Source organism: Maribacter spongiicola, assembly GCF_052119685.1.
Taxonomy (GTDB): Bacteria; Bacteroidota; Bacteroidia; order Flavobacteriales; family Flavobacteriaceae; genus Maribacter; species Maribacter spongiicola_A.
This window is the reverse complement of record NZ_JBGQOO010000010.1, coordinates 109476-134958: the sequence shown is the minus strand read 5'-3', so window position 1 is coordinate 134958 and position 25483 is coordinate 109476. Positions and strand designations below refer to the sequence as shown.

Here is a 25483-nt window from a genome sequence, read left to right as displayed (position 1 = left end):
TTTTTTAATAAAAGACAAACAAAAATATGTTTTTTATCAATCTGTACGAATTTTTAAGGGGGTAAATCTCTAAAAATTAAAGTTATTGTTATCTACCCCTATTTTTTATCGGGTATTTTATCATATTTCTATTTATTGAACGTAATTTTGTCAAATTAACAATGTATTTCTATATGATATCATCAAGATTTAGCGCAATTGCCGAAAGCCAGAAGAGAACTAGTATTGCTATTGAGGAGAAAGGAAGACGATCTGACTTATTCGGAGTCAACGTGTTCAATCAAAAAAAGATGTTACAATATCTTACCAAAGATGCTTTAGAAAGTTTAAAAGGTGCTATGGTTTCGGGTTCTAAAATTGATCGCAAAATTGCGGATCAGGTTGCCGAAGCTATTAAGGGTTGGGCAATTACCATGGGTGCTACACACTATACACACTGGTTTCAGCCTTTAACAGGTTCAACGGCAGAAAAACATGATGCCTTTTTTGATCTTTTGCCTGACGGTACGGCGTTAGAAAAATTTGGTGGCGGACAATTAGTTCAGCAAGAACCAGATGCTTCGAGTTTTCCGAGTGGGGGAATTAGAAATACTTTTGAGGCAAGAGGATATACAGCTTGGGATCCTTCTTCTCCTGCATTTATTTACGGTACTACCTTATGTATACCCACTATTTTTGTTTCGTATACGGGTGAAGCTTTAGATAATAAAGCTCCGTTATTGAGAGCGTTAAGTGCAGTTGATGATGCTGCTACAGCTGTTGCGAAGTATTTTGATAAAACCGTATCCAAGGTCAATGCAACTTTAGGATGGGAGCAAGAATATTTTTTGATAGATAAAGCGCTTGCCTATTCTAGACCAGATATAATGATGACGGGTCGCACTTTGGTGGGTGAAACCCCAGCAAAAGGGCAACAGTTAGATGACCATTATTTCGGAGTAATACCGAGTCGTGTATTAAGTTTTATGAGCGATTTGGAAAAGGAATGTACCAAATTGGGTATTCCGGTGAAAACAAGACATAATGAAGTGGCTCCAAATCAGTTCGAATTGGCTCCTGTTTTTGAAGAAGCCAACCTTGCCATTGATCATAACTTGTTGTTGATGGATGTTATGGATAAAATTGCGGATAAGCACCATTTTAAAGTACTGTTTCATGAAAAGCCATTTGCTGGTATTAACGGTTCTGGGAAACATAACAACTGGTCATTGGCTACAGATACCGGGGTAAATTTATTGAGTCCGGGTTCTACACCGATGAAGAACTTACAATTTTTGACTTTCTTTATTAATACGATAAAAGCAGTTGATACCTACGAAGAGCTTTTGCGTTCTTCAATTGCATCGGCAGGTAATGATTATAGGTTGGGGGCAAATGAAGCTCCGCCAGCTATTTTTTCCATTTTCGTTGGTACTCAGTTAAGTAGTGTGCTTGATGAGTTAGAAGGGGTTTCTAAAGGTAAGTTGTCTCCAGAAGAAAAAACAGAACTGAAATTAAATGTCGTAGGTAAGATTCCAGAAATTTTGATGGACAATACCGATCGTAATAGAACATCGCCTTTTGCCTTTACAGGTAATAAATTTGAAATGCGTGGCGTTGGTGCAAAAACAAATTGCGCTAAGCCAATGACCGTTTTAAATACAATAGTTGCTAAGCAATTAAGAGATTTTAAAAAAGAGGTCGATATATTGATCGATAAAAAAAACTTGAAAAAAGATGAAGCTGTGTTCAATGTGCTTCGTGAGTATATAAAAACATCGAAGCGTATTCGTTTTGATGGTGATGGCTACAGTGCAGATTGGGAAAATGAGGCGAAAAGAAGAAAATTAAGTAATAATAGAAATACGCCTGAAGCTCTTGAAATATTAACCTCTAAAGAGAGTATTGCACTTTTTGAGACAATGAACGTAATGAGCGAGGTTGAAATTAGCGCTCGCCAAGAAGTAGATTTAGAAAATTATATTATGCATGTACAAATAGAGGGTAGGGTGTATAATGAATTGGTTTATGGTTACATTATGCCTGCAGCTTTAGAATACCAAAACAGGCTGATAAAAAATGTTGCTGGTTTAAAGGAAATCTATGGGGCTGCACATAAAAAATTCTCTGAGGGTCAATTAACTATAATCGAAGAAATTGCAGAGCATGTGGTCGGTATCAAGAAAATGGTAGACGCGATGGCAGATGCCCGTAAAAAAGCAAATGCTATGAAAGACACGAAAAAGAAAGCAGATGCTTATTGCAATAATGTAAAGCCTTATTTTTTAGAAATAAGAATGCACAGCGATAAATTAGAAAAGTTGATGGACAATAACCTGTGGCCATTAACAAAATACAGAGAATTATTATTTATTGAGTAAGTCGAATTCATAATTAAAAAAAATGAGGGAATATTAAGCTGAACAACAGTGGCAGTTTTAATGATTCCCTTATTTTTGCCACAAATTTAAGTTATGTCCACATCAAGCAGTGAAAGATATCAGCAACGCGGCGTGTCTGCCTCAAAGGAAGATGTACACAATGCTATCAAGAATATCGATAAAGGTCTTTTTCCGAAGGCATTTTGTAAAATAGTCCCTGATTATTTAACAGGTGATGAAAATTATTGCTTGGTAATGCACGCAGATGGTGCGGGCACCAAATCTTCTTTGGCATATATGTATTGGAAAGAAACCGGGGATATCTCTGTGTGGAAAGGTATTGCTCAAGATGCCTTGATTATGAATATTGATGATTTGATCTGTGTTGGGGCAACCGATAACATTATGCTTTCTTCTACTATAGGACGAAATAAAAATAAAATTCCGGGTGAGGTGCTATCGGCAATTATAAACGGTACCGAAGAATTGATCAATGATTTAGGGGAGTTTGGTATTACCATTCACTCTACGGGTGGTGAAACTGCCGATGTAGGTGATTTGGTGAGAACCATTATTGTAGATTCTACAGTTACTGCTAGATTAAAAAGAAGCGATGTTATCGACAATGCGAATATAAAAGCAGGAGATGTAATCGTTGGTCTAGAGTCTTTTGGACAGGCTAATTATGAAAAAGGCTATAATGGCGGAATGGGAAGTAACGGACTCACTTCTGCCCGACATGATGTTTTTTCAAACTATTTGGCAGATAAATTTCCAGAAAGTTTTGACGCAGAAGTACCTAAAGATCTTGTCTATTCTGGTTCTATAAAGTTGACCGATAAGGTCGAGAATTCGCCGATCGATGCAGGTAAATTGGTGCTGTCGCCAACGAGAACTTATGCGCCTATCGTTAAAAAAATACTTTCAAAATATAGTTCAAATGAAATCCACGGAATGATTCATTGTAGTGGAGGGGCACAAACAAAAATCCTTCATTTTATTGATGAATTACATGTGGTAAAAGATAACTTATTCGATGTGCCACCACTTTTTCAATTGATTCAAGAACAGTCTGGTACAGATTGGAAAGAGATGTATAAAGTTTTTAATTGTGGTCATAGATTAGAGTTTTATCTTCCTGAAAATATCGCAAATGATATTATTGAAATCTCGAAGAGTTTTGGTGTAAATGCCCAAATTATTGGTAGGGTAGAGGCTTCAGATTCTAAAAAACTAACAATTTCAAGTAAGTATGGCACCTTTGTGTATTAACGTATACGATTAGGGTAAATAAATCGTTCTTTTTGTATAAACCTATCTTGCTATGGAAAGAAAAGAATTTTTACGAACGCTTGGGGCGGGTGCTGCCTTTGCAATTACTTTTCCTTGTTTAGGAAGCTGTTCAAAAGATAGTGACGTAGAAGGTGATATTGTAGCCCAACCAACAGATGTAGATTTTACAATAGACCTTGAGTCTGCCGAAGCTGCAAAGCTTGCAAATAATGGTGGCTTTATTCTGAAAAATTTAGTGGTTGTTGTTAAAAACCTAGAAGGTGAATTTGTTGCTGCAACTCAAATTTGTAGCCATGAGCAATATGATCAAGTACGTTTTGTAAATCAAGATGGTGGTATTTTCTATTGCGATGTTCACGGATCTAAATTTTCTCAAACTGGTACGCCGTTAAATGAAATTCCGAACAGCACATCTAAGGCATTAAAAATTTACAATACCAGCCTTGAGGGTTCTATATTGCGTGTTTTTGAATAATCATCGCGCAACATATCATTAAACCACAACTACACCAACCTAACTTATTTATTCTTTATGTTCATATGTATCCCCAATTAGAGAAATAAGTGAAAAAGATTTATGCCTTAATATTATGTCTAATGACCTGCTTTGCGTACGGTCAAGAGAAAAAGTATGTAACGGTAAAAAAATCGTACGAGGTAATGGGTGGCGATTTCGATATCACGGTAATTTCTGAAGATGAAGAGCTGGGTTATATTTATATACAAGAGGCTTTGGCAGAAGTGCAAAGAATCGAAAAATTAATTTCTTCTTGGGATGAGGAATCCGAAACTAGTTTAATTAATAAAAATGCAGGTATTAAGCCTGTACCTGTAAGTTGGGAGCTTTATAAATTAATAGAGCGATCCATTTTATTATCCGAAATAACTGATGGTGCCTTTGATATTACATTTACGGCATTGAACGATATTTGGAAATTAGATGGTAGTATGGAAGCCATGCCTACCTCGAACGATGTTAAATCTATAAAGCAAAAAATCGGATACAAGAATATTATTCTAGATAGCAAAGAGCAAACGGTTTACTTGAGTAAAAAGGGAATGCGTATTTCTTTTGGTGGTATCGGTAAAGGTTTTGCGGCAGATAAGGTAAAAGCTTTGTTAGTTTCTAATGAGGTTAAGGCGGGTATCATCAATATAGATGGCGATATTACCACATGGGGTACAAAAGTGACGGGAGATAAGTGGCTTATAGGGGTGGTGAACCCTGATCAAAAAGGCGGCATATCTTCTTGGATACCGATTCTTGAATCATCGGTTGCTACTACTGGTAGCGACGGTAATTTTATACTATCGGGCAATGAAAAATACACTCATATTTTAAATCCGAGAACGGGTTATCCGGCGACGGGTATACTTAGTGTGTCGGTTTTTGCTAAAAGTGCCGAAACATCAGATGCATTAGCTACTTCAGTATTTGTAATGGGTATCGATGCAGGGCTTGCGCTTATCAATCAACTGGGCGATACAGAGGTAATCATTGTAGACAGCACCAATAAAATGCATAAAAGCAATGGCATCTTGCTAAACTAGCTTTTCTTTTAAAGAAACACATTCTTATTTTTTAATTCATACCATAATAAACACTTTAGTGTGTCTGTAATTTTATTGTAAATTTGCCATACAAGTGAAGTAAGCATATGATAGACAAGTTAAACATCGTAAAACAACGTTTTGATGAGGTTTCAGACCTTATAATTCAACCGGATATTATTACCGATCAGGAAAGATATGTGAAACTCACAAAAGAGTATAAGGATCTTAAGGATTTAATGGAAAAACGAGAAGAATACCTTGAGTTGACCAATAATATCGCGGAGGCTGAAGAAATTATTGCTGATGGTAGTGATGCAGAAATGCTAGAGATGGCAAAAATGCAAATGGAGGAGGCTAAAGGTGCTATACCAAAACTTGAAGAGGATATAAAGCTCATGTTGATTCCTAAAGATCCGGAAGATGCAAAAGATGTAGTTGTTGAGATAAGAGCAGGAACGGGTGGTGATGAAGCTAGTATTTTTGCTGGTGATCTTTTTAGAATGTATACTAAATACTGTGAGTCTAGAGGATGGAAAACTAATGTAATCGACCTGAGTGAAGGTACTAATGGCGGATATAAAGAAATTCAGTTCGAAGTTACCGGTAACAATGTTTATGGTACATTAAAATTTGAAGCTGGTGTACACCGTGTACAGCGTGTACCACAAACAGAAACTCAAGGTAGAGTACATACTAGTGCTGCTACGGTTATGGTTTTGCCAGAGGCCGAAGAGTTTGATGTGCAAATAGAACCTAAAGATGTACGTATAGATTTTTTCTGCTCATCTGGTCCTGGTGGTCAGTCGGTGAATACAACTTATTCAGCAGTTCGTTTAACGCATATCCCAACCGGATTGGTAGCGCAGTGTCAAGATCAAAAATCTCAACATAAAAACAAAGACAAGGCATTTAGAGTATTGCGTTCCAGATTATATGATATGGAATTAGCAAAGAAACAAGAAGAAGATGCTGCTAAGCGAAATTCTCAAGTAAGTAGTGGTGACCGTTCTGCTAAAATTAGAACATACAATTACCCACAAGGTAGGGTAACTGACCACCGAGTCGGATTAACGTTATATGATTTGTCTAATATTATCGATGGTGATATTCAGAGAATTATAGATGAATTAAGTTTTGTAGATAATACAGAGAGATTAAAGGAAGCCTCTGAGATTTTTTAATATATGACCACACAAGAATTAGTTGCCCAAATTCATAAAAAACAATCTTTTTTGTGCATTGGTCTCGATACCGATTTAGAGAAGATTCCAGCTTTTTTATTGGAAGAGGAAGATCCTATATTCTCATTCAATAAAGCTATTATCGATGCAACTCATGAGTTATGTGTTGCATATAAGCCAAACATCGCTTTTTATGAAGCATATGGTGTTCAAGGCTGGTCTGCTTTACGTAAAACGATTAAATATTTAAATAACAATTATCCTGATATTTTTACTATTGCCGATGCAAAACGCGGAGATATCGGTAATACTTCTACAAGATATGCGAAGGCATTTTTTGAAGATTTAAATTTCGATTCTATTACTATCGCTCCGTACATGGGGCGCGATTCTGTTGAGCCTTTTTTAGCTTTTGAGAACAAGCATACCATTCTTTTGGCATTAACGTCTAACGGAGGTGCTTTTGATTTTCAGACAAAAAAGATAGAAGGTAAAGAGTTTTATAAAGAAGTACTGTCTGTGTCGACAACCTATAAAGGTGCCGAGAATTTAATGTATGTTGTAGGTGCTACCAAAGCAGAATATCTTAAAGAGATTCGAAAAATTGTACCTGAAAGTTTCTTGCTTGTGCCAGGAGTTGGTGCACAAGGGGGTAGCCTAAAAGATGTGTGTGAATATGGTATGACCAAAAATATTGGTCTACTAATTAATTCATCTCGCGGAATAATTTATGCATCTGATCAAGAAAATTTTGCAGATGCAGCCAAGGTTAAGGCTAAAGAATTACAGCAAGAAATGAAGAAAGAGCTAGAAAGATTAAACTAATTCTTCTAACGTTCTTTTAATTTTCTGTGCTTTAGACTCAAAAAACTCTCCTAATTGTGTATTCGCTTGAATGTTAGAAGCTTTTTCTAAAAATATTTGATATTGGTACTCCAATAAGCTAATAATATCATTATTTGCCTCTATTGGTGTTACTGATCCTACTTTACAATACTGCTTGTTCATTATACTAGATTTGTGTTCTTACAAATATACGTTCAGATTTAAGTTTTGGACGTTGGTATACTAAGCTGTACAACTAATTATTAGGTAATATGTCTTTTTTTTAACAGTATTGTAGACGAATATTGAAAAGACTATTCATTTTATGTGAATTTTGATTATCCTAAACCAATAATTGAAAAAGAATCGATACATTGTAGATTAACTGTTTTTTAAAGAGACATTAAGTTGCTTCACTATATAACTTACCGGCATAAATCATCTTCTAAATGGGTCACGTTCGTTCATGGTGCTGGTGGTAGTTCTTCTATTTGGTACAAGCAAATACGCGAGTTCAAGAAACACTTTAATGTATTGCTACTCGATTTAAGAGGTCATGGCAATTCTAAACCTAGTTTAAAGAATGTTTTTGATGAGAAGTATACTTTCGACGTTATTTCGAATGATATTGTTGAGGTAATTGATCATGAAAAGATTGATAAATCGCACTTTGTTGGTATTTCGTTAGGTACTATACTTATTCGCAATTTAGCAGAAAATCATCCTGAGCGAGTAGAGAGTATGGTTATGGGCGGTGCTATAATGAAACTAAATTTACGTTCTCAAATATTAATAAAACTTGGTGTTGTTTTTAAAACGGTTATACCTTACTTATGGCTATATAAATTCTTTGCCATTATTATAATGCCGAATAGGAACCATAGGGAGTCTAGATTACTATTTGTTCGCGAAGCAAAGAAATTGTACCAAAAAGAATTTATTCGTTGGTTTAAACTTACGTCAGAGATAAATCCATTATTACGTTTTTTTCGTTCTGCCGATATTAAAATTCCAACCTTATATGTAATGGGTGAAGAAGATTATTTGTTTTTACCTAGTATTCGTAAAATTGTAAAACTCCATGAAAGTTCTCAACTTATAGTAGTTGAAGATTGTGGTCATGTAGTTAACGTAGAACAACCTATGTTTTTTAATGAAGAGGTAATTAAATATTTAAAAGGCTAATAAATAAATGTTTATTTGAATTATTAATTGTTCATTTCTTTAAAAAATAATTTCCTCTTTTAGTTTTTATAAAAGTAAAAGGCCGGTAGAAACCGGCCTTGAACAACTAACTCAACTGTACTTAATTCATTAATTTACGTCCCAAAATAACTTGCTTGTAATTAAATCGCCATTCGGTAATTTTGCTACTGCTTCGCTACGGTTCGTTCCGTTTAAAGTTTGAAGAATTTGTGGGTACCTTAATCTAAAAGGTATCTCTGTTACAGAAGGATCAACCGGTCCTGCTTCGAATATATACGATTCCACTCTGTTATCAGGTGCTAAACCAGCAATCTGCTCCGCAGGTAATTGGACAGTTTCGCCAGGCAATACTATAGTATTAGGGAAACTAGTTCTTCTGTAATCTGCGTACGCTTGGTGAGCTTGCATGTACAAAGCAATGTATTTCTGATTTAATACAGTTTCCTGAGAAGCTGCAGGAAGATTAGAAACAAAGCTAGTAATTTCAGCAGGGTCAACCCCCCATCTTTCCATAGAAGCAGTAACTCCGTTAACATAATTTTCTTGAGCAAAACCATTACGTTCAGAAATTATGAACTGAACTTCGGCATACTCCATTAAAACCTCTTTGTAATCTGGTTTAAGTACTTTGCTACTCATAAATGAATAGGTAGTACGATCTAAGAAGTTTGTATTTCTAAAAGCATACGGTATACCAAGGTAATCATCATAATTAACGCTTCTTTCGTAAGTACCGTTTTTAACTTCATCAATAGAAGCACTAATAGGTGCAGCCATTTCGAATAATCTAGGATCCGGACCAAAATTTCCTTTCTCACCTTTTAATAACTGAACAAATGGTGCTGCAACAGCAAAATCTGTTCTAGTGATATGTGCGATCCATAAAGGAGAAGCATTGTCATCTGCAGTAGCATATGTTTGCGCTGCGTTGTCATCATTAGATTGCATTACACCATCGGCAATAGCATCATCTATTTCAGCATTGGCAGTCGCTAAATCAACACCTCTAAGATTATTGGCAACTCTCATTCTTAATGAGTTTGCGAATCTTCTCCATTTTTCAGCATCCCCATTGAAAATATTGTCTCCACTAATGAAGGCAGGCTCGTTAGGGTTGATCATGTCGGCTGATTCTCTTAATTCTTTTAAAATATCGGTATATATATCTTCTTGAGATGCAAATACCGGAGAGGAACTATTGTTTACCGATAAAGCTTGAAAACTTTCGTTTTCTGTACCGTAAGAGTAGTAAGGTATATCGCCAAAGAAATTGGTAAGCTCATAGAACATATAAGAAAGCATAATTCTAGAAGCGGCAATTTGATTGTCGTTATTACCGTAAGCAGCCGCACCATCTCTAGTCTCAGGATTAGTATTCTGATCTAAAATTGCTTTCAAATCGGTCGCTACTAAATACGTGTTTTGGTAAATACTTTGCGCAGCCGTTTCTCTGTATAGGAAACGATCCTCATCGGCGTATGCCGTTTGACCCCAATATTGCATCCATGGTAAGGTTAATCTACCTGTATTAAATGCGTCTCTACTAAAATCAGTAAATCTTTTTGTAGAATATGCAAAAATATTGTTGGTAGGTACTACCTCAGGTTCATTAGGATTACTGTTTAGATCCTCTAAGCCATCATCGCAGGAATAGAATCCTGAAACCAATAATGACATACATAATATGATAAATTTATTTTTCATTTTTTTTTAGAATTTTAATTGAACATTCAATCCGTAGCTTTTAGTTGAAGGTAGAGAACCACCTTCAGAACCTTGTATGTTACCACTACCTGATGTAGCAACTTCTGGGTCAAAATTTTCGTTGTCCAAGCCCCAAACACCTAAGTTTCTACCAAATGCAGATACGGTTATAGCAGCAAAATCTTCGAACCAATCTGTTGGTAACGTATACGCTAAAGAAACCTCTCTTAGTTTAATGTAATCAGCATCAAAGACATTTTGTGCATCATTGCCAAAGAAGAAGTCTGTACCATATTGTTGAGCAGGTATTACTTGAGTATTGGTAGCGGTATTACTTACTGTGTAATTACCATCTGCATCATAAGTTACTGTACCTGTAACACCTGGTAGAACAATACCTTCTTCACGAATGTTATTTGCAGCAGTCTGTTCAAGAATACCAGAATAGTTACCCCACATGTTGGTTAATGATCGGTATTTACCACCTTGTTGAACATCTACTAAGAAACCGAAGCTTAAATTTTTATACTTGAAATTATTTCTGAATCCCATAGTGTAGTCTGGTAAAACACTACCTAAGTTTTCTACATTCTGAGTTTCAGCATAGCTTCCGTTTGAATTAACTACTTTATTTCCTTGATCATCAAAAACATAATTAGTACCTCTAATTATGCCATAAGGTTGACCAACAACCGCATTGACAGTTACAGAGTTAAAAGGGAAACTACCAATTTGAAGTGTTTCAACACCATCTAATATCTCTAAAAGTTCATTGTCATTTTTTGCGAAATTCCAAATCACATCCCAAGAGAAATCTTTTGTTTCTATCGGAGATATCGTTACCAATGCCTCTATACCTTTGTTCTGTAGTTTTCCTGCGTTTGTAAACGTAGCGGTAAAGCCCGTGGCAGGATCAATTTGTACAGGTGTAATTAGGTCACTAGTTTCTTCGTTGTAGTAAGTAAAATCAAAACTTAATCTATTTTTAAAGAAAGCCATTTCTAAACCTACTTCATAGGTCTTCTTTTGCTCTGGCAATAGTGCCGGGTTTCTGTTGGTGTTGCCCAAATCGAAAGGTACATTTCCTAAAAATGGAATAGAACCAGTATAGGTATTCGCTAATTGGTATGGATCGGTATCACTACCCACTTCAGCATAACCACCTCTTATTTTACCAAATGATAACCAGTTTGCGTCTACAAATGAAGAGAATACAATACTACCACTTACAGAAGGGTAGAAGTATGAATTGCTATCTGCAGGTAGGGTAGAAGACCAATCGTTACGACCGGTTACCGTTAAATATGCAAAATTGTTGTACCCGAAAGAAGCAGAACCATATAAACTGTTTACTCTTTTTCTTGAATCAAACTCTGTTACCTGTGCAGGGTCTGCAGAGTTACTTAGGTTGTACAAACCAGGAACTACTAAGCCACCAGAAGTTTCGCCAGTGATCCTATGAAACTCATTGTCTCTTCTGTTTAAACCAACAAAAGTATTTATGCTCAATTTTTCATTAAATAGGTTTTTGTCGAAATGTAAACGACCTTCGTAGTTGATTTCTTGAAAATCTCTATCGATTTCAGTATAGAACGGTTGAGCTTGAGATCCAACTGCTACTTGCGAGTTTATTCTAAAATCATACGTATCACCATACATTTTACCAACAACATATAAATTGTCTGTAATGTTGTATTGAAGACCTACGTTACCGTACCATCTAGTTCTCTTGTCTGTTGCTGTGTTTTCATTCAATGTCCAATATGGGTTGTCAGAATATCTAACAGATCCGTCTGCAGCAGAAACCCTGTTCCAAGTACGTTGAGCACCATCGGCTAACTTATACTTTTTTAATCTTTCGTAATCTAATTGGGTTTGGCCAAACTGATAGAGTTGTTGAATTACTCCTTCACCTGTATAGCCAACTGCAGGTCTATTAAAACCATCGGTTATTGTCAAGTTTACAGAAGCATCCATTTTTAATCTATCAGTTAATTGAGAAGTACCATTGAAGTTTACGGTAGTCTTGCTTAATTCTGAATTTGGTACAATACCGGTAGATTGAGTGTTATTTAAAGACATTCTCATGGTTGACTTTTCAGTACCTTGAGAAAATGCAATACCATTATTATAGCTAATACCAGTATTGAAGAAGTCATCTTTATCGTAATCAGGATAAACCCAAGCTCTAGGCTGTAAATAATCTTCTGCGAATTCCGGGTCAAAAGCATCCCAATGAAGAACTCTACTATTAGAGTCATATCTTGGTCCCCAAGATTCATCAGTACCATAATCAGCTACATCATAAGTAACGCCGTTTATGGTTGCCTGACCAAAACCAGATTGCCCAATAGTAGTAGCATCACCTGCACCACCACCATACAATTTCTGTACTTTAGGTAAAATGTTTACTTGGTCGAAGGTTATACCAGAGTTAAAAACAACTTCAGCTTTACCTTTTTTACCTGATTTTGTAGTAATTAAAATAACACCGTTACTCGCTCTTGAACCATAAAGGGCAGATGCAGCACCACCTTTTAACACGTTCATTGAGGCTATATCATCTGGATTAACATCAAAACCTGCATCACCATAATCTCTACCTCCACCACCAGTTTGGGCGCTTGTAGTGTTATAGTTAGAATTATCTAAAGGAATACCATCTACTACGATTAAAGGTCTGTTCTCTTGTGTGATAGAACCTGCACCTCTAATAAGAATACGCGAAGATCCACCTAAACTACCAGAGGCATTTGAAACTTGAACACCTGCAACCTTACCACTCAAAGCGTTTAAGGCATTGCTGTTTCTTGTTTCAGAAAGTTGATCGCCAGAAACTTCTTGCGTTGCGTAACCTAATGATTTCTTTTCACGTGTAATACCTAATGCAGCAGTTACAACAACTTCTTCTAAAGCTTGTGCATCCTCTTCTAAGGTTACATTTATAGTTGATGAAGCTCCAATTAGTACTGTAGTTGTCTTTTGCCCGATATAGCTAAATCGTAATTTCTGCCCTTCGGAAGCATTAATTCCATATTTGCCATCAAAATCTGTTTGTGCACCTGTTGTTGTGCCAACAATTAAAACGGATACACCTGGCAGTGGTATTCCGTTTTGGTCAATAACTGTACCCGTAATACTTTTGTCTTGCGCAAAACTAATGTACGCTACAAAAGAAAGTAACAGAGTAAGAAAATTTCTCGCGTTTGTTCTCATAAATTTAATTTGAGTTTTAGTTAGAAAAGGTTAGTAAAAAATGTAGAAGAGCCGGTCGGTTTTTTAGACAGCTAATCCTTATTAAATGAGATCAAAAAAAGAAATTTCTTTGATGTCAACCGACTCTTTACAATTTGTGCGAAAATAGATGGGGTTGGGTGTTAAAAGGGTAGATTCCGACCTAAGTTAATGGCGGTCCGATTGAAATTTACCTTTACTACTTTTGTAAGTAACTGTAATTAAATGTTTTGTAAAACGGGAAGTAGAATTGTGAAAGTTTTAGTAGAATTAAGTAAATATTACAATTATACCTTAGAAAATTGTTTTTCTATGTATTCTTTAGGTGTCATGTGCATTCTTTTTTTGAATGCTTTGTAAAAGGAAACCTTGTTATTAAAGCCACATTCATATATTAAATCAAGTACCTGTTTTTTTGGATTCGATTCAATTATGTTAACAGCTTCTTCTATTCTGTAATCATTGATTAGTTCATAGAAATTTTTATTTAAGTCTTGATTTATAACCTGAGAGACACTATACTTATCTACATTAATTACTTGTGCTAGTTTGGATAGTGTAAGTGTGTTATCTAAATAGATTTTATCATTTTTTAATAAATCAAGTAATTGAGATTTCACCTGGATGCTCATATTTTCTGTAAGACCAGAATTTTTATATTTATTGTCTCTTTGATTTTCTTGTGGAATGTTGATAATACCAAGAATGACATTTGGTTGTACAACTAAAAGAATTTCTAAAACAGCAATAAACAGAATAAGGTAAACGGCAATAAAGTATTTTGAAATGTAATCAAAAACAAAAATATGTTCGAAAGCGGCTCTAGCTATTAAGAACATGATTAAAATAACAATAAATACAATTAGGGTTAGGATCCAATTTTTAAAACTATGATCTAGCAGCTTTTTATTAAGTTGAAATTCGGCAATTATAAGTATTAGATAGGCAGATAGATGTATGGTTTTTATCCAATTATCGTTCATTATTATATCTAGGGCATTTAAGAGGGGATTGGTCTCAGCGTTTACGCTATCATAAAAATTGCCGAATATGACAAGTGCAATCAAAACCAAAAAGAAGGCTAAATAATGAAAAATAAGTTCTTTTCTTTTTATGGAAACACCGAGGTATTTCGTTTTAAGATATAAATATAATGAGGGTGCCCATAAGAAAAATAGAACTCTATAAATGGAAACGGAGGGTGAATATGCAAAAAAATCTTGCCAGTATAATACTAGTTCAATCAATGCTAGTGATATGGCGAAAAGAAGGATGGATAAGAAAATATTACTTTTGGTTGCCCTATGTTTATAGAAAATATAACCCGACGTTATTAACCCAATAATAGCTATTAGAATGAAGATAATATTAAGTAGATATACTTGAACTTTATGTTTGTAATTGATAATAGCTACTTGATCGTCATTTTTTAAAACAGAGTCTTCATTTACCGGTATATTGATTATTTTTTTTCTGCACTCAATTAAATATGACTGTAGTGAATCTACATTCGCAAAACCTAATGATTTTGCGGAAATAAAATAATCATAAGCTTTTTCAAAATTTTTGCTTTTGTATTCACATACACCTAAAATGTAGAAGTCTTCAGCGGTATATTCATTCACCTGGATAGTAGAAAGTGTAACAGATGCTTGATCGCAATCTATTAAATTTGCTGCTACTAATTGCGGAGTTGCAGAGATGAGTAAGAATAATATGATTACTGATAAATAGTTTTTTGTAGGCACCAATAACGTTTTAGGATATTAATAACTCAAATAATTAAGTCGGGTAATAAAGACGGGGGATGCTCTAGAAAATTTAAAACTTAACTTCAAAAGTTATATTAATGGTAAAACTATTGCTTTTTTTACAATTATAAAACAAAAAAACCGGTGCTCCCACCGGTTTTTAAATAACTAACTAACTCAAAAAATAACTAACTCAAAAAATTGAAAATGAATGTTTTAATAGAGTTCCTTAATTTTTAACGCATAATTAATTAAATTATTGTAGCGTCTGTTAAAAATCTACTTTTTATCTTGAAGCGCAAATACTTTTCTAAGCACATCTGTAGTTCTAGATGAATATTTTGTTCTAATTTCTTCCTCTTCTACGGCGATCATTTTGTAAACACCAGCAAGTGCCTCCCTAGTAACATAATCGGTCAAATCGGGATTAATGTTATTTGTAAGTGGAATGGCATTATATTTTGTAATTATAGAGCTCCATATTTTATCGGCACCTACTTTTTTGAACGAGTTGTTTATTACCGGGTTGAATTTTGCATACAATTCAGAAGTAGTCTTTGTCTCTAAGTAAGTTGTAGCTGCATCGTTACTACCTAAAAGAATATTCTTTGCATCTGCAAATGACATCTCTTTTACTGCATTTACAAATATTGGTGTCGCTTCGGATACAGCATCTTCTGCTGCTCTGTTTAAAACTTTTAGCCCCTCATCTGCTAAATTACTTAACCCTATATCACGTAATGTTTTATCTACCTTTTGTAAATCTTCGGGTAAAAGAATTTTTACTAATTCATTTTTATAGAAACCATCTGTTTGGGTTAATTTGCTTACTTGCTTTTCTATACCTTGGTCAAGAGCTTCTTTTAATCCGTTGGCAATGGCATCATCACTTAGAACACCTTCGGTTGAGCCCGGTAATTGATTTACTACCTGCTGTAATTCGGCACATGAAAAGGCTAATAACATGCATATGGTCAAGCTTGCTTTTTTAATCATCAGAATATAATTTATATTGGGTTTACTTTACTTACGAGAATATCACTGTTTTATTGTTGTACACCATCGTTTTGCGCGCAATATGAAGCTTTACTCCTCTTGAAAGCACTATTTTTTCTAAATCCCTTCCTTTGGTAATAAAATCTTCAATGGAGTGGGAGTGGGTTACGGTGGTTACATCTTGCTCAATAATAGGACCCGCATCTAATTCTTCGGTAACATAGTGGCTCGTAGCACCAATAATTTTTACGCCTCTTTTAAAAGCCGCGTGATATGGTTTTGCTCCGGCGAACGCAGGTAAGAACGAATGGTGAATATTTATAATCTTATTTGGAAACCTGTTGATAAGCGTACCACTTACTATTTGCATATATCTAGCCAATACTATAAAATCGACTTCATATTTTTCTAGTAGGGCTAGTTGCTCTTTTTCTGCTTTAGTTCTATTTTCTTTTGAAAACGGAATGTGAAAAAAAGGAATTTCAAACTGGTCTGCTATGTATTTTAAATCGTTGTGGTTGCTTAGAATAAAAGGTATTTCTACCGCGAGTTCCCCAGAACGGTATCTGCTTAGTAAATCGTACAAGCAATGGTTATACTTAGATACAAATATTGCCATTTTAGGTAACTTATCGTCAGTGTGTAAACTCCATTCCATTTGGTAAGTGGTAGCTAACTCATTTTCAAATAAAGTTTTAAAATGATCTAAGTCGGCATAATCGTCTTCAAATTCGACCACGGTACGCATGAAAAATACGTTTGCCGGTTTGTCTACATGTTGGTCAAGGTAGACGATGTTCCCTTTATTTTTATGAATAAAACCGGTGACGGTGCTTATAATGCCAGCTTGATCTGGGCAATTGACTAGAATAGTTGTTTTCAATGCAAAAATAATTATAGCCTCAAAAATAGACCATAATTTTTAAAATTGGACTTGTTACCAGTAAATAAGGGTGATAATAAGGCGATTATAAGTGGTCAGATTTCCAAGCTTTATATGACTTTCTAAAACTCTTTATCTCTTTTCTAAGCAAATTAATGTACTCAGTTTCTTTTACACCATGCTTCTCTAATCCCATACAATAAGAATTTATGTTTCTTATGATAATATTGATGTATGAAATTGTTTCTAAACGTTCATTACTACATTGAGAATATTCTACTTGAGCGATTTTTTGGGGTATTAATATTGAATCGGTCAAGATAGAATTAGCCATAATATCTCTTAGACTTTTGGATTCGCAAAGTCGCATTAAATCTTTATTGAAAGATACGTACGAAGCAATCTCTCTGCTCATTGTGCAGAGTTCCAATGCTTTCCTATAAATAGGCAAATGTCTAAGACTTCTATATGCCATTGTGGGGTGTTGTTATTGCTATATAAAATTACGTTAGTTATTTGAAAATTTTCTATTGATTATAAATGTAATTTGTATTTTTACCATTGATAATAAATATTTAAACGAAAATACTTTTGAATCCAAAGATAGATGAGCTTAACTGGAAAATACTGAAACAGTTGCAAGATAATGCAAGAGAATCTTTTGCAAACATTGGTCGTACCGTAGGGCTTACGGCGCCCGCGGTGGCCGAACGAGTAAAGAAAATGGAAGACCTTGGTATTATACTCGGTTATAAGGCTAAAGTATCTCATGCGCTTACGGGGCACCAGTTAAAAGCGATTATTACTTTAAGGGCATTTATGGGTAAATTGAAACCCTTTTTAGCGGTTGTACCAAACTTGCAAGAAGTCATCAATTGCTATAGAATTACGGGTAATGAGAATATAGTAATGGAGGTGGTTCTAAAAGATCAGTTTCATTTAGAAAGGTTTATAGATCAGCTCATTCAATACGGAGAAACAAGAACGCATATAGTTTTATCGCAGGTAATTTCTAATGCGCCAATGCATAAAATAAAATAGCTGTTTTGTATCCTAGTTTTGATTAGCTTTAAATGTTGATTTTAATCAGATACATTTATTTTACAAAAGACATTTTCTAGAAAATTGTTTTGGCTAGATTTTTGATGGAAATTATATGATGAAAAAAATACTACTACTTGCCCTGATATTAAATTCTACCTTTTTTTATGCTCAAGAATTGAGACTGTTAAGGGGTGCCATTACAGAAAATTTAATAGTGAACGATAGTGTAAATGAAACGTATTCACTTTATTTACCAACTTCTTTTAGTGTAGACAGAGCTTGGCCCGTAGCTTTCGTTATGGATTTGGAAGGTAAGGGTAAAGCAGCGGTTTCTATGTTGATGAATGCTGCAGAGCAAGAAGGCTATGTACTGGCCAGTTCCAATAATATTAGCGATTCGCTTTCAATTTCTCAAAATGTTCTTATTGCAAATAGAATGTTCAATTCTGTCTTTAATACTGTGCCAACGGCAAAAAATCGAATGTATACAGTCGGCTTCGGCGGTGGGGCTATGTTTGCTTCAATAGTACCAGCCTTTATTAATGAAGTTAAGGGCGTTATTTCTATTGGTGCTGCAATTGGTAGTTTTGAAGTTTTAAATCCTAAACAGCCATTTCAGTTTGTTGGTGTGGTGAATAGATCAGACTTTAATTTTTTATCAATGTATGAGGCTAAGTTTGAACTTAATAAATTGAAATTCCCGAACCAATTAATAGTTTTTGATGGTGATCGAAATCTGCCGGAAATTGAAACGGTTTCTAAAGCATTTAGAATGTTGACATTGACCAGTATGACGAAAGGTTATTTAGCGCAGAATGATAGTTTAATTAAGGCGTCTTATAATGATTTTTTTGTTGATGCGAATGCTAATGTAACAAACCAGAAACCTCTTTTGGCTACGTATCAAATGTCTGATATGGAAAAGATTTTCTATCCATTTATGAAGCTAGACTCTTTAAAGGAATCTCAGAAAATACTACGACGTAGCCCTATTTTCAAACAAGCAAATAGAAGTCAAAACAGCTATTTTTTAAAGGAATCGTTTACAAAAGATGATTATAGTTATTATCTAGAAGAAGATATTATTTCTTACAACTATGCTAATTTAGGCTGGTGGAATTATCAAATGCAAGAATTGAACAAACTTGATAAAAGTTCCATTTTGTTCGAAAAACAAATGTCTAGTAGGCTGCGAGGGTATATCAATGCTTTAATTTCTGATAATATCGATTATGTAGCTGCTGATAAAGAACCAGATTTAGAGGCCCTGAATTTGTTGTATATGATTAAAACTATTACAGCCCCTAATGAATATACAAGTTATTTGAAAGTAATATCTACTAGCTCAAAAATGGAAGATTATGGTACTGCGTTGTTTTATTTAGAAGAACTATTGAAAAATGGGTATACAGATACGCAAACTTTATATTCTATAGAGCACACAGCATTATTTAGAATTATGCCTGAGTTTAACGAGGTGGTCGAAAAGTACCTGAAAGGTGCTAGATATGATGTTATTGAACAGTAAGGTGTGGTACTTTTTCTAATTCCCAATCAATAACCAGCCCTTTAGCTAGAGATTTGGCAATCTCTTTTCCGTATAAAACTTCACATAAGTATAGTGCAGCTTCAAAGCTTTTTGCTCCGCCTGCAGAGGTTATGTATTTTCCGTCGTGTACGAATAGTACATTATCTTTTATATTAAGATTAGGAAACATCTTTCTGTAATTTTCTACATCACTGGGGAAAGTTGTAGAGGCAACCGAATCTAAAATACCCGTTTTCGCTAAAGGAAAAGCTCCATCACAATGGCTAGTCATATACAACGCATTCTTGTCGACCTTTTTGATGAAATCTAACATGGCAATGTCTTTTAAATCGCTATCCATCGAATGCTCTGCGCTGGGCACTACCAATATGTCTATTTTAGGTAAATCGTCTTTCGTGTAATTATAATCTGGTAGTATGCGCACCCCTTCAAAGGTGGTTATAGGCTCTAAGGTGTTTGCAACGGTAAACGTATTCATAGCCTTTATACCCTCTCTATATTTAGTATGCTGAAAAATATCGAAAGGTGCAGTAAATTCAGTATTGAAAGTACCATCCATAATAAGAAATGCAACGTTGTAGCTTTCAGGATTTAACTCTGGCATTATTCTAATATCTTCAGTGATGATCTCTTTTTCAACGGTAGTTTTTTTCTCTTGACAGCTTATTAAAATTATAAGAAATAGCGGTAAAATATAGGTGAATTTCATATTAAAAAAGTATAAGGTTCTAAAGTACGATTATATGTAAAAAAAACTTACAATGAATAAATTGTATTTTTGAAGTGTAAAGTTAGAGATATGAGATTATGTATTGCTGTTTTGGTTTTAGGTATGTTGATTTCGTGCGGACAAGAAAAGAAATATCATGATGTTAAGAATGATGTGGCATCTACCGTAACTTCAGATAAATTAGCAGATATTTTATTGTTTCAAAAAGAATTGAATGCGGAGTTTAAAAACCCAGAAACTTCCCCATTGGCGGATCGTTTTCGTATAAATTTTGAAACTTTAGATTTCTTTGAGGTAGATACAAACTACGTAGTTGTTGCAGAGTTTATTAGAACTCCGGAAGCACTTCCTTTTTCAATGCCAACCACTACAGATAGAGAATCAACAGAGGTGCTTTATGGTATTGCGAAATTTACATTAAACGGTAAGGCGCATCAATTAGAAATATACCAGACTCCCGAATTAATTACCCAAGAAAAATATAAAGATTATTTGTTTTTACCCTTCACAGATAAAACAAATGGCGCCGAGACCTATGGTGGTGGACGATATTTAGATTTAAGAATACCAGAAGGGAATACTATTGTTTTAGATTTCAATAAAGCATACAACCCATACTGTGCTTATAACAAGAAATTCAGTTGCCCATTGGTGCCTTCGGTAAATAATTTAAAAACTGCAGTGAAAGCCGGGGTAAAGGCTTTTGAACATTAGGTTGTGAAATTAAAAAACCTCGGCAGGTATTGCCGAGGTTTAAAACTTAAACTATAAAATCAACCATTAATTTTATTTTTCAACTTAGAAAGAATATACCGCTGCAAGTACAAAAGACGAAAGACTGCTCATTGGCTCTCCGTTTCCGTTAACAAAAGTAGTGTCTTCAGAAGTACTGTCTAATCTAAATTCAGGCTTAATTATTAAATCACCTATTGTCGCACTTCCTGTTAATGTAACGGCAAATACACTAGCGTCACCATCTGCATCTACAGCACCGATTGCACCAAAGAAATCAGTTTCAGCAAAATATTCACCTCTAAGACCTATTGTAAAGTTTTCAGAAGTTGCTAATTGCGGATATACAGCTACACCTGCAAAGCTTCCAATGCCATCTTCATCATCCCCGCTAAAGTAAGCAGCGTTTAATCCTAAGAAAAAATCATCAGAAAGATCAAAACCACCTGTGTAATCTATTTCGAATGAACCATTATCCATTAATAGATTTGCATATTGCCCACTATATCCTAATTGGACACCATATGCATATTGTCCTGTTGGGTTAAATTCAGTTAAATCTGTAGGATTCATTACTGCTAACATTAAACTAAAATCATCAGATAAAGCAAAATCAGCTTTTAGACCAGTATGAGAAAATGGTCCGTAAGAGAATAGGTAAGATGTGCTGTAGTTAAAGTTTGCTACTGGTGAAATAACTTCGTAACCTAAGAAGGTATTGAAATTACCAAAAGTTAGAGTTACCTTGTCACTAACATTCCAATAAGCATATAACTGATTGACTATATCACCTGTAGCAGAGTACATTGGAGATGCGAAAATTGCATCTGTACCTCTAGGACCAAAAACTAAGTCAGCAACAAAACCAACTTTTTCACCTTCGTAACCTGCTATTACATTTGCCATGCCCAAAGAGAATCCTGGTAAATTTGCAAATGAACTGCCTGGGGCTTGAGAGTCAATGCCGTTTCCAGCATTTAAGTTTGCTCTGTAGTAAGCATCAATTGATCCACTTAAGGTGAATTTTTTCTCTTCTTCCTCTTCTTGAGCTACTACACCAGCCGCTGCAAAAAGCATAAGACCTGTTGCGAAAATATTTTTTACGTACTTTGTATTAATAATCGTTTTCATAAGTTTTGATTTAATCCCCAATGGGATGAATTAATTTTGAGAAATTATTTATTGAAAAGGTTATGTAACGGAGCGTTCTGCAAAACGCTCCGTATTTTTTTAGTGTTGATTCATTCTAAAATCGGCATAAGCATCCATACCGTGCTCATGAAGATCTAAGCCTTCAACTTCTTCTTCTTTAGAAACTCTAAGTCCCATTGTTGCTTTAAGTACACCTAAGATGATACCAGAAGAGACAACACAGAACCCACCTACGATTAATACACCGTATAGTTGCGTCATAAATTGTGCTCCACTAGCCATGCTTCCGAAAATACCTACTGCTAATGTTCCCCAGATACCGCAGATCAAGTGAACTGCTACCGCACCTACAGGATCGTCTAATTTAATTTTATCTACTAATGCTACACCGCCAACGATGATAATACCTGCGATGAAACCGATTACTACAGCTTCATTAGGTGACATTAAATCTGCACCGGCAGTGATACCAACTAATCCGCCTAGAATACCATTTAAGAACATGGTTAAATCTAAATTTTTATATAGTATAGTTGATGTAATCATTGCGCCAAAACCACCAGCTGCTGCTGCTAAACTTGTAGTAACCAATACTAGCGAAGTTAATTCTGGATCTGCAGATAAAACTGATCCACCGTTAAAACCGAACCAACCTAACCATAGTATTAATACACCGGCAGTTGCCATTGGTATACTATGACCTGGTATTGCATTTGGTTTACCGTCTTTACCGAATTTTCCAATTCTAGAACCTAATAAGAAAATTGCTACTAAAGCAGCCCATCCACCTACTGAGTGTACTAATGTTGAACCTGCGAAATCGTAGAATCCCATTGAATCCAAGAATCCACCACCCCATTTCCAAGCGCCTACAATTGGGTATACTAAACCTACGTAGATAACGGTGAATATCATAAAAGCACCAATTTTCATACGTTCTGCCACTGCACCAGATACAATTGTAGCTGCTGTTGCTGCGAACATTCCTTGAAAAAGAAAATCTGTCCACCATGTATAACCTCCGTCTGCGTATTCTGCAGTCATTCCGCCTTCTGGGGCAGCAATACCGAAGCCTGCAAATTTTAAGATTCCCATGTCACCTTCTTCGAAACCAGGGTACATTAAATTGAAACCCCATGCGTAATAAAGTAATAGACCACCTGTAATAATAAAGATGTTCTTAAATAATATGTTTATTGTGTTCTTTTGTCTGGTTAAGCCAATTTCTAAAAAGGCAAATCCTGTATGCATGAAGAATACCAATGCGGTAGCCAACATCATCCATATATTATTAGCTGTAAATAATCCTGCGTCCATTTCGTTTAGTTTTTAGTTATTTAGTTTTATGGTTTAGTTGATACCTGCTAAGCCGTCTTCTTTGGTTCTTATTCTATATGCTTCAAGTACTTCAGAAACAAATATTTTACCATCACCCACATTGCCAGAGTATGCAGCTGTAAGAATAGCGTTAACTGTTTTTTCAAGAAAGTCATCTGATACTACTATGGTTAAGTACCTGCGCTGAATATCTGTAGTACTGTAAGAGATGCCGCGATAAACGTGACCTTCTTTTTCATTTCCAACCCCTGTTACATCCCAGTAGCTGAAGAAGTTGACCTCTATATTGTGCAACGCCTCTTTGACATCGTCAAACTTTGATTTTCTGATAATTGCCTCGATTTTTTTCATTTGAATACGTTTTTGATATTGCCAAATATATGTTAATAATGATTGTGCCCTAAAATTAATGGGGTCTTAAAGCTAATTTTTATCAGTATGATAATATATACCCCTAAAAAATTAGGGTATTGCTATTTATAGAAGATAATATTGAAGATACTAAGAGTGGGTAATGGTGATTTACGCTACATCATAGAATAATCGTCAGGAAAAGGAGTGATTATCTAACGATTGTTTAATAAAATAGCAAATACTTAAAAAAATGAATAAAAATAAAATAGTGGATGGTGAATGTTAAATCTATAACATTTTACAAATCCATAGCCCTAGTGATATGGCTAGTATTCCAATTGCTACACTGAAACCCATATATAGGGATGTTTGGAGTAATGAAGATTCTTTTAGTAATATGTTACTTTCTAATGCAAATGTCGAGAAAGTGGTAAAGCCCCCGCAGAAACCGGTGGCCAATAATAATGTTTGATTTTCTGAAATATAATTGTTCTTGAGAGAGAGACCTATTAGTATACCTATTAATAAGCAGCCAATAATATTGACTAGAAAAGTACCTAAGTAGAAATTTGAATAATAGGCGTTGAGGTTTTTAGATATGTAATACCTTAATATGCTACCAAAACCACCACCTAAAAAAACCAGTAAAAATTGTTTCATACCTTATAAAGGTAAAAACTAAACTGCTTTCTTGTAGCTTGTAGTAAGTAAATCTAACGGATAGATTACAGATGTTGGTTGTTTAGCTGTTTTTTGAGATGGTGTTTTTGCTTTTTGCGAAACACTAATTAAGCTAACGGCAACTAACGCAATGTTAATACCTACTAATACTAAGAAAATTGTAAGAAATGTCATCATAATATATTACACCTTATGGATGAATAACGCAAAATTACGGTATTTGGTATACTAAACGCTGATATTCACTGTTTTGTTGTGAAAATGTTAATTTTTGTGGTGTAGGAAAAAAATTAACTATTCTTTTAGGATATACTTCATAATTAATAACAGTATTATGAATAGTGCAAAGAAAATGCCAATCCACTTAACGCCTTTAAAATTTTTTTGGTGTAATTTGAAGTCCTTTTTATAAGTAAAGACAATAATTATAGCGAAAACCACTGCAAAAGCGATTGCAAAAATGATTTGTCCGGTGCTAAACATATTTCATATTTTTATGCAAAGCTAACGGAAAACAGTATAATAAAGATGAAAAACAAAATCAAAGCAGTAGCAGAGTTTCATAATTCATTTGGTCTAGGCGTATCAGAAAATATGATAGCAGATTTGGGGGAGGCAAAAAATATGTTGCGTTTCAATTTAATGGATGAAGAGAATAAAGAGTATTTAGAAGCTGCGCAGAATAATGACCTTGTTGAGGTTGCCGATGCTCTAGGTGATATGCTATACATTTTATGCGGTACTATTTTAGAGCATGGTATGCAGTATAAGATTGAAGAGGTATTCAATGAAATACAAAGAAGCAATATGAGTAAACTTGGTGAAGATGGTAAACCTATTTACCGTGAAGACGGTAAGGTGTTAAAAGGGCCTAATTACTCTAAGCCAAATATTGGTGTCATATTAGATAAATAAA

General features: G+C 34.8%; 24 protein-coding genes. 11 read left to right on the top strand and 13 right to left on the bottom strand.

The genetic code is table 11. From position 1 onward, the window contains the following. Positions 1-173: 173 nt before the first annotated feature. The 6 genes from ACEN2N_RS14590 to pyrF all read left to right on the top strand — a co-directional run bounded on the left by ACEN2N_RS14590 (position 174) and on the right by pyrF (position 7213). Positions 174-2360: a glutamine synthetase III family protein gene (locus ACEN2N_RS14590; protein ID WP_441825013.1), complete on the top strand. Its 2187-nt coding sequence runs from the start codon at positions 174-176 to the stop codon at positions 2358-2360. A 93-nt stretch (positions 2361-2453) separates the two neighbouring features. Then, positions 2454-3632 carry an AIR synthase related protein gene (locus ACEN2N_RS14585; RefSeq protein ID WP_441825012.1) on the top strand — a complete coding sequence of 393 codons (1179 nt, stop codon included), beginning with the start codon at positions 2454-2456 and terminating at the stop codon, positions 3630-3632. A gap of 52 nt (positions 3633-3684) precedes the next feature. After that, complete coding sequence (locus ACEN2N_RS14580; protein ID WP_441825011.1) at positions 3685-4128, top strand: ubiquinol-cytochrome c reductase iron-sulfur subunit; 444 nt, start codon at positions 3685-3687, stop codon at positions 4126-4128. 122 nt (positions 4129-4250) lie between these two features. Further along, positions 4251-5204 carry an FAD:protein FMN transferase gene (locus ACEN2N_RS14575; protein WP_423998334.1) on the top strand — a complete coding sequence of 318 codons (954 nt, stop codon included), beginning with the start codon at positions 4251-4253 and terminating at the stop codon, positions 5202-5204. A gap of 107 nt (positions 5205-5311) precedes the next feature. Further along, the gene (gene prfA / locus ACEN2N_RS14570; protein ID WP_423998336.1) at positions 5312-6388 is read left to right on the top strand and encodes a peptide chain release factor 1; all 1077 of its coding nucleotides are present in this window, start codon (positions 5312-5314) and stop codon (positions 6386-6388) included. 3 nt (positions 6389-6391) lie between these two features. Then, positions 6392-7213 carry an orotidine-5'-phosphate decarboxylase gene (pyrF, locus tag ACEN2N_RS14565; RefSeq protein WP_441825010.1) on the top strand — a complete coding sequence of 274 codons (822 nt, stop codon included), beginning with the start codon at positions 6392-6394 and terminating at the stop codon, positions 7211-7213. On the opposite strand, the gene ACEN2N_RS14560 is transcribed toward pyrF, so the two are convergent. After that, on the bottom strand, positions 7205-7396 hold the full coding sequence (locus tag ACEN2N_RS14560; RefSeq protein ID WP_441825009.1) for a hypothetical protein: 192 nt from the start codon (positions 7394-7396) through the stop codon (positions 7205-7207). The two genes, pyrF and ACEN2N_RS14560, sit on opposite strands and share 9 nt — an antisense overlap. Before the next feature lie 225 nt (positions 7397-7621). Between ACEN2N_RS14560 and ACEN2N_RS14555 the strand changes: the two genes are divergently transcribed. After that, on the top strand, positions 7622-8398 hold the full coding sequence (locus ACEN2N_RS14555; RefSeq protein WP_441825008.1) for an alpha/beta fold hydrolase: 777 nt from the start codon (positions 7622-7624) through the stop codon (positions 8396-8398). A 129-nt stretch (positions 8399-8527) separates the two neighbouring features. Here ACEN2N_RS14555 and ACEN2N_RS14550 read toward each other — a convergent pair whose 3' ends face one another. The 6 genes from ACEN2N_RS14550 to ACEN2N_RS14525 form a co-directional block, all read right to left on the bottom strand. Next, positions 8528-10123, bottom strand: coding sequence for a SusD/RagB family nutrient-binding outer membrane lipoprotein (locus tag ACEN2N_RS14550; RefSeq protein ID WP_441825007.1), 1596 nt, complete (start codon positions 10121-10123; stop codon positions 8528-8530). 6 nt (positions 10124-10129) lie between these two features. Next, positions 10130-13339 carry a SusC/RagA family TonB-linked outer membrane protein gene (locus ACEN2N_RS14545; RefSeq protein WP_441825006.1) on the bottom strand — a complete coding sequence of 1070 codons (3210 nt, stop codon included), beginning with the start codon at positions 13337-13339 and terminating at the stop codon, positions 10130-10132. Between the two features lie 305 nt (positions 13340-13644). After that, positions 13645-15105, bottom strand: a complete 1461-nt coding sequence (locus ACEN2N_RS14540) for a helix-turn-helix domain-containing protein (RefSeq protein WP_441825005.1) — start codon at positions 15103-15105, stop codon at positions 13645-13647. 282 nt (positions 15106-15387) lie between these two features. Then, entirely contained in the window at positions 15388-16104 is a 717-nt protein-coding gene (locus ACEN2N_RS14535; protein ID WP_441825004.1) for a DUF4197 domain-containing protein, read from the bottom strand. Positions 16105-16135: 31 nt separating this feature from the next. Continuing rightward, a complete protein-coding gene (gene purU, locus ACEN2N_RS14530; protein ID WP_441825003.1) occupies positions 16136-16987 on the bottom strand; it encodes a formyltetrahydrofolate deformylase in 852 nt (283 codons plus the stop codon). A gap of 85 nt (positions 16988-17072) precedes the next feature. After that, positions 17073-17462 carry a hypothetical protein gene (locus ACEN2N_RS14525; protein WP_133686800.1) on the bottom strand — a complete coding sequence of 130 codons (390 nt, stop codon included), beginning with the start codon at positions 17460-17462 and terminating at the stop codon, positions 17073-17075. A 116-nt stretch (positions 17463-17578) separates the two neighbouring features. Between ACEN2N_RS14525 and ACEN2N_RS14520 the strand changes: the two genes are divergently transcribed. Together ACEN2N_RS14520 and ACEN2N_RS14515 are read left to right on the top strand one after the other, a co-directional pair. Continuing rightward, on the top strand, positions 17579-18028 hold the full coding sequence (locus ACEN2N_RS14520) for an Lrp/AsnC family transcriptional regulator (protein ID WP_441825002.1): 450 nt from the start codon (positions 17579-17581) through the stop codon (positions 18026-18028). A gap of 115 nt (positions 18029-18143) precedes the next feature. Further along, on the top strand, positions 18144-19559 hold the full coding sequence (locus tag ACEN2N_RS14515) for an alpha/beta hydrolase (RefSeq protein WP_441825001.1): 1416 nt from the start codon (positions 18144-18146) through the stop codon (positions 19557-19559). Here the strand turns inward: ACEN2N_RS14515 and ACEN2N_RS14510 are convergent. Next, on the bottom strand, positions 19546-20289 hold the full coding sequence (locus ACEN2N_RS14510; protein WP_441825000.1) for a DJ-1/PfpI family protein: 744 nt from the start codon (positions 20287-20289) through the stop codon (positions 19546-19548). The genes ACEN2N_RS14515 and ACEN2N_RS14510 overlap by 14 nt on opposite strands. Positions 20290-20379: 90 nt before the next feature. Between ACEN2N_RS14510 and ACEN2N_RS14505 the strand changes: the two genes are divergently transcribed. After that, positions 20380-21024 carry a DUF1684 domain-containing protein gene (locus tag ACEN2N_RS14505; RefSeq protein WP_441824999.1) on the top strand — a complete coding sequence of 215 codons (645 nt, stop codon included), beginning with the start codon at positions 20380-20382 and terminating at the stop codon, positions 21022-21024. An 84-nt stretch (positions 21025-21108) separates the two neighbouring features. Here the strand turns inward: ACEN2N_RS14505 and ACEN2N_RS14500 are convergent, their stop codons facing one another. The 5 genes from ACEN2N_RS14500 to ACEN2N_RS14480 all read right to left on the bottom strand — a co-directional run bounded on the left by ACEN2N_RS14500 (position 21109) and on the right by ACEN2N_RS14480 (position 24744). Next, complete coding sequence (locus ACEN2N_RS14500; RefSeq protein WP_441824998.1) at positions 21109-22173, bottom strand: outer membrane beta-barrel protein; 1065 nt, start codon at positions 22171-22173, stop codon at positions 21109-21111. A gap of 99 nt (positions 22174-22272) precedes the next feature. Then, the gene (locus ACEN2N_RS14495; RefSeq protein WP_441824997.1) at positions 22273-23511 is read right to left on the bottom strand and encodes an ammonium transporter; all 1239 of its coding nucleotides are present in this window, start codon (positions 23509-23511) and stop codon (positions 22273-22275) included. A 33-nt stretch (positions 23512-23544) separates the two neighbouring features. Next, positions 23545-23883 carry a P-II family nitrogen regulator gene (locus ACEN2N_RS14490; RefSeq protein ID WP_133672409.1) on the bottom strand — a complete coding sequence of 113 codons (339 nt, stop codon included), beginning with the start codon at positions 23881-23883 and terminating at the stop codon, positions 23545-23547. Positions 23884-24174: 291 nt separating this feature from the next. Continuing rightward, positions 24175-24546 carry a fluoride efflux transporter CrcB gene (gene crcB, locus ACEN2N_RS14485; protein ID WP_441824996.1) on the bottom strand — a complete coding sequence of 124 codons (372 nt, stop codon included), beginning with the start codon at positions 24544-24546 and terminating at the stop codon, positions 24175-24177. 18 nt (positions 24547-24564) lie between these two features. Beyond that, entirely contained in the window at positions 24565-24744 is a 180-nt protein-coding gene (locus ACEN2N_RS14480; RefSeq protein WP_441824995.1) for a hypothetical protein, read from the bottom strand. Positions 24745-25095: 351 nt separating this feature from the next. Here ACEN2N_RS14480 and ACEN2N_RS14475 point away from each other — a divergent pair, with 351 nt between their 5' ends. Further along, on the top strand, positions 25096-25482 hold the full coding sequence (locus tag ACEN2N_RS14475) for a nucleoside triphosphate pyrophosphohydrolase family protein (protein ID WP_133686810.1): 387 nt from the start codon (positions 25096-25098) through the stop codon (positions 25480-25482). Position 25483 lies beyond the last annotated feature (1 nt).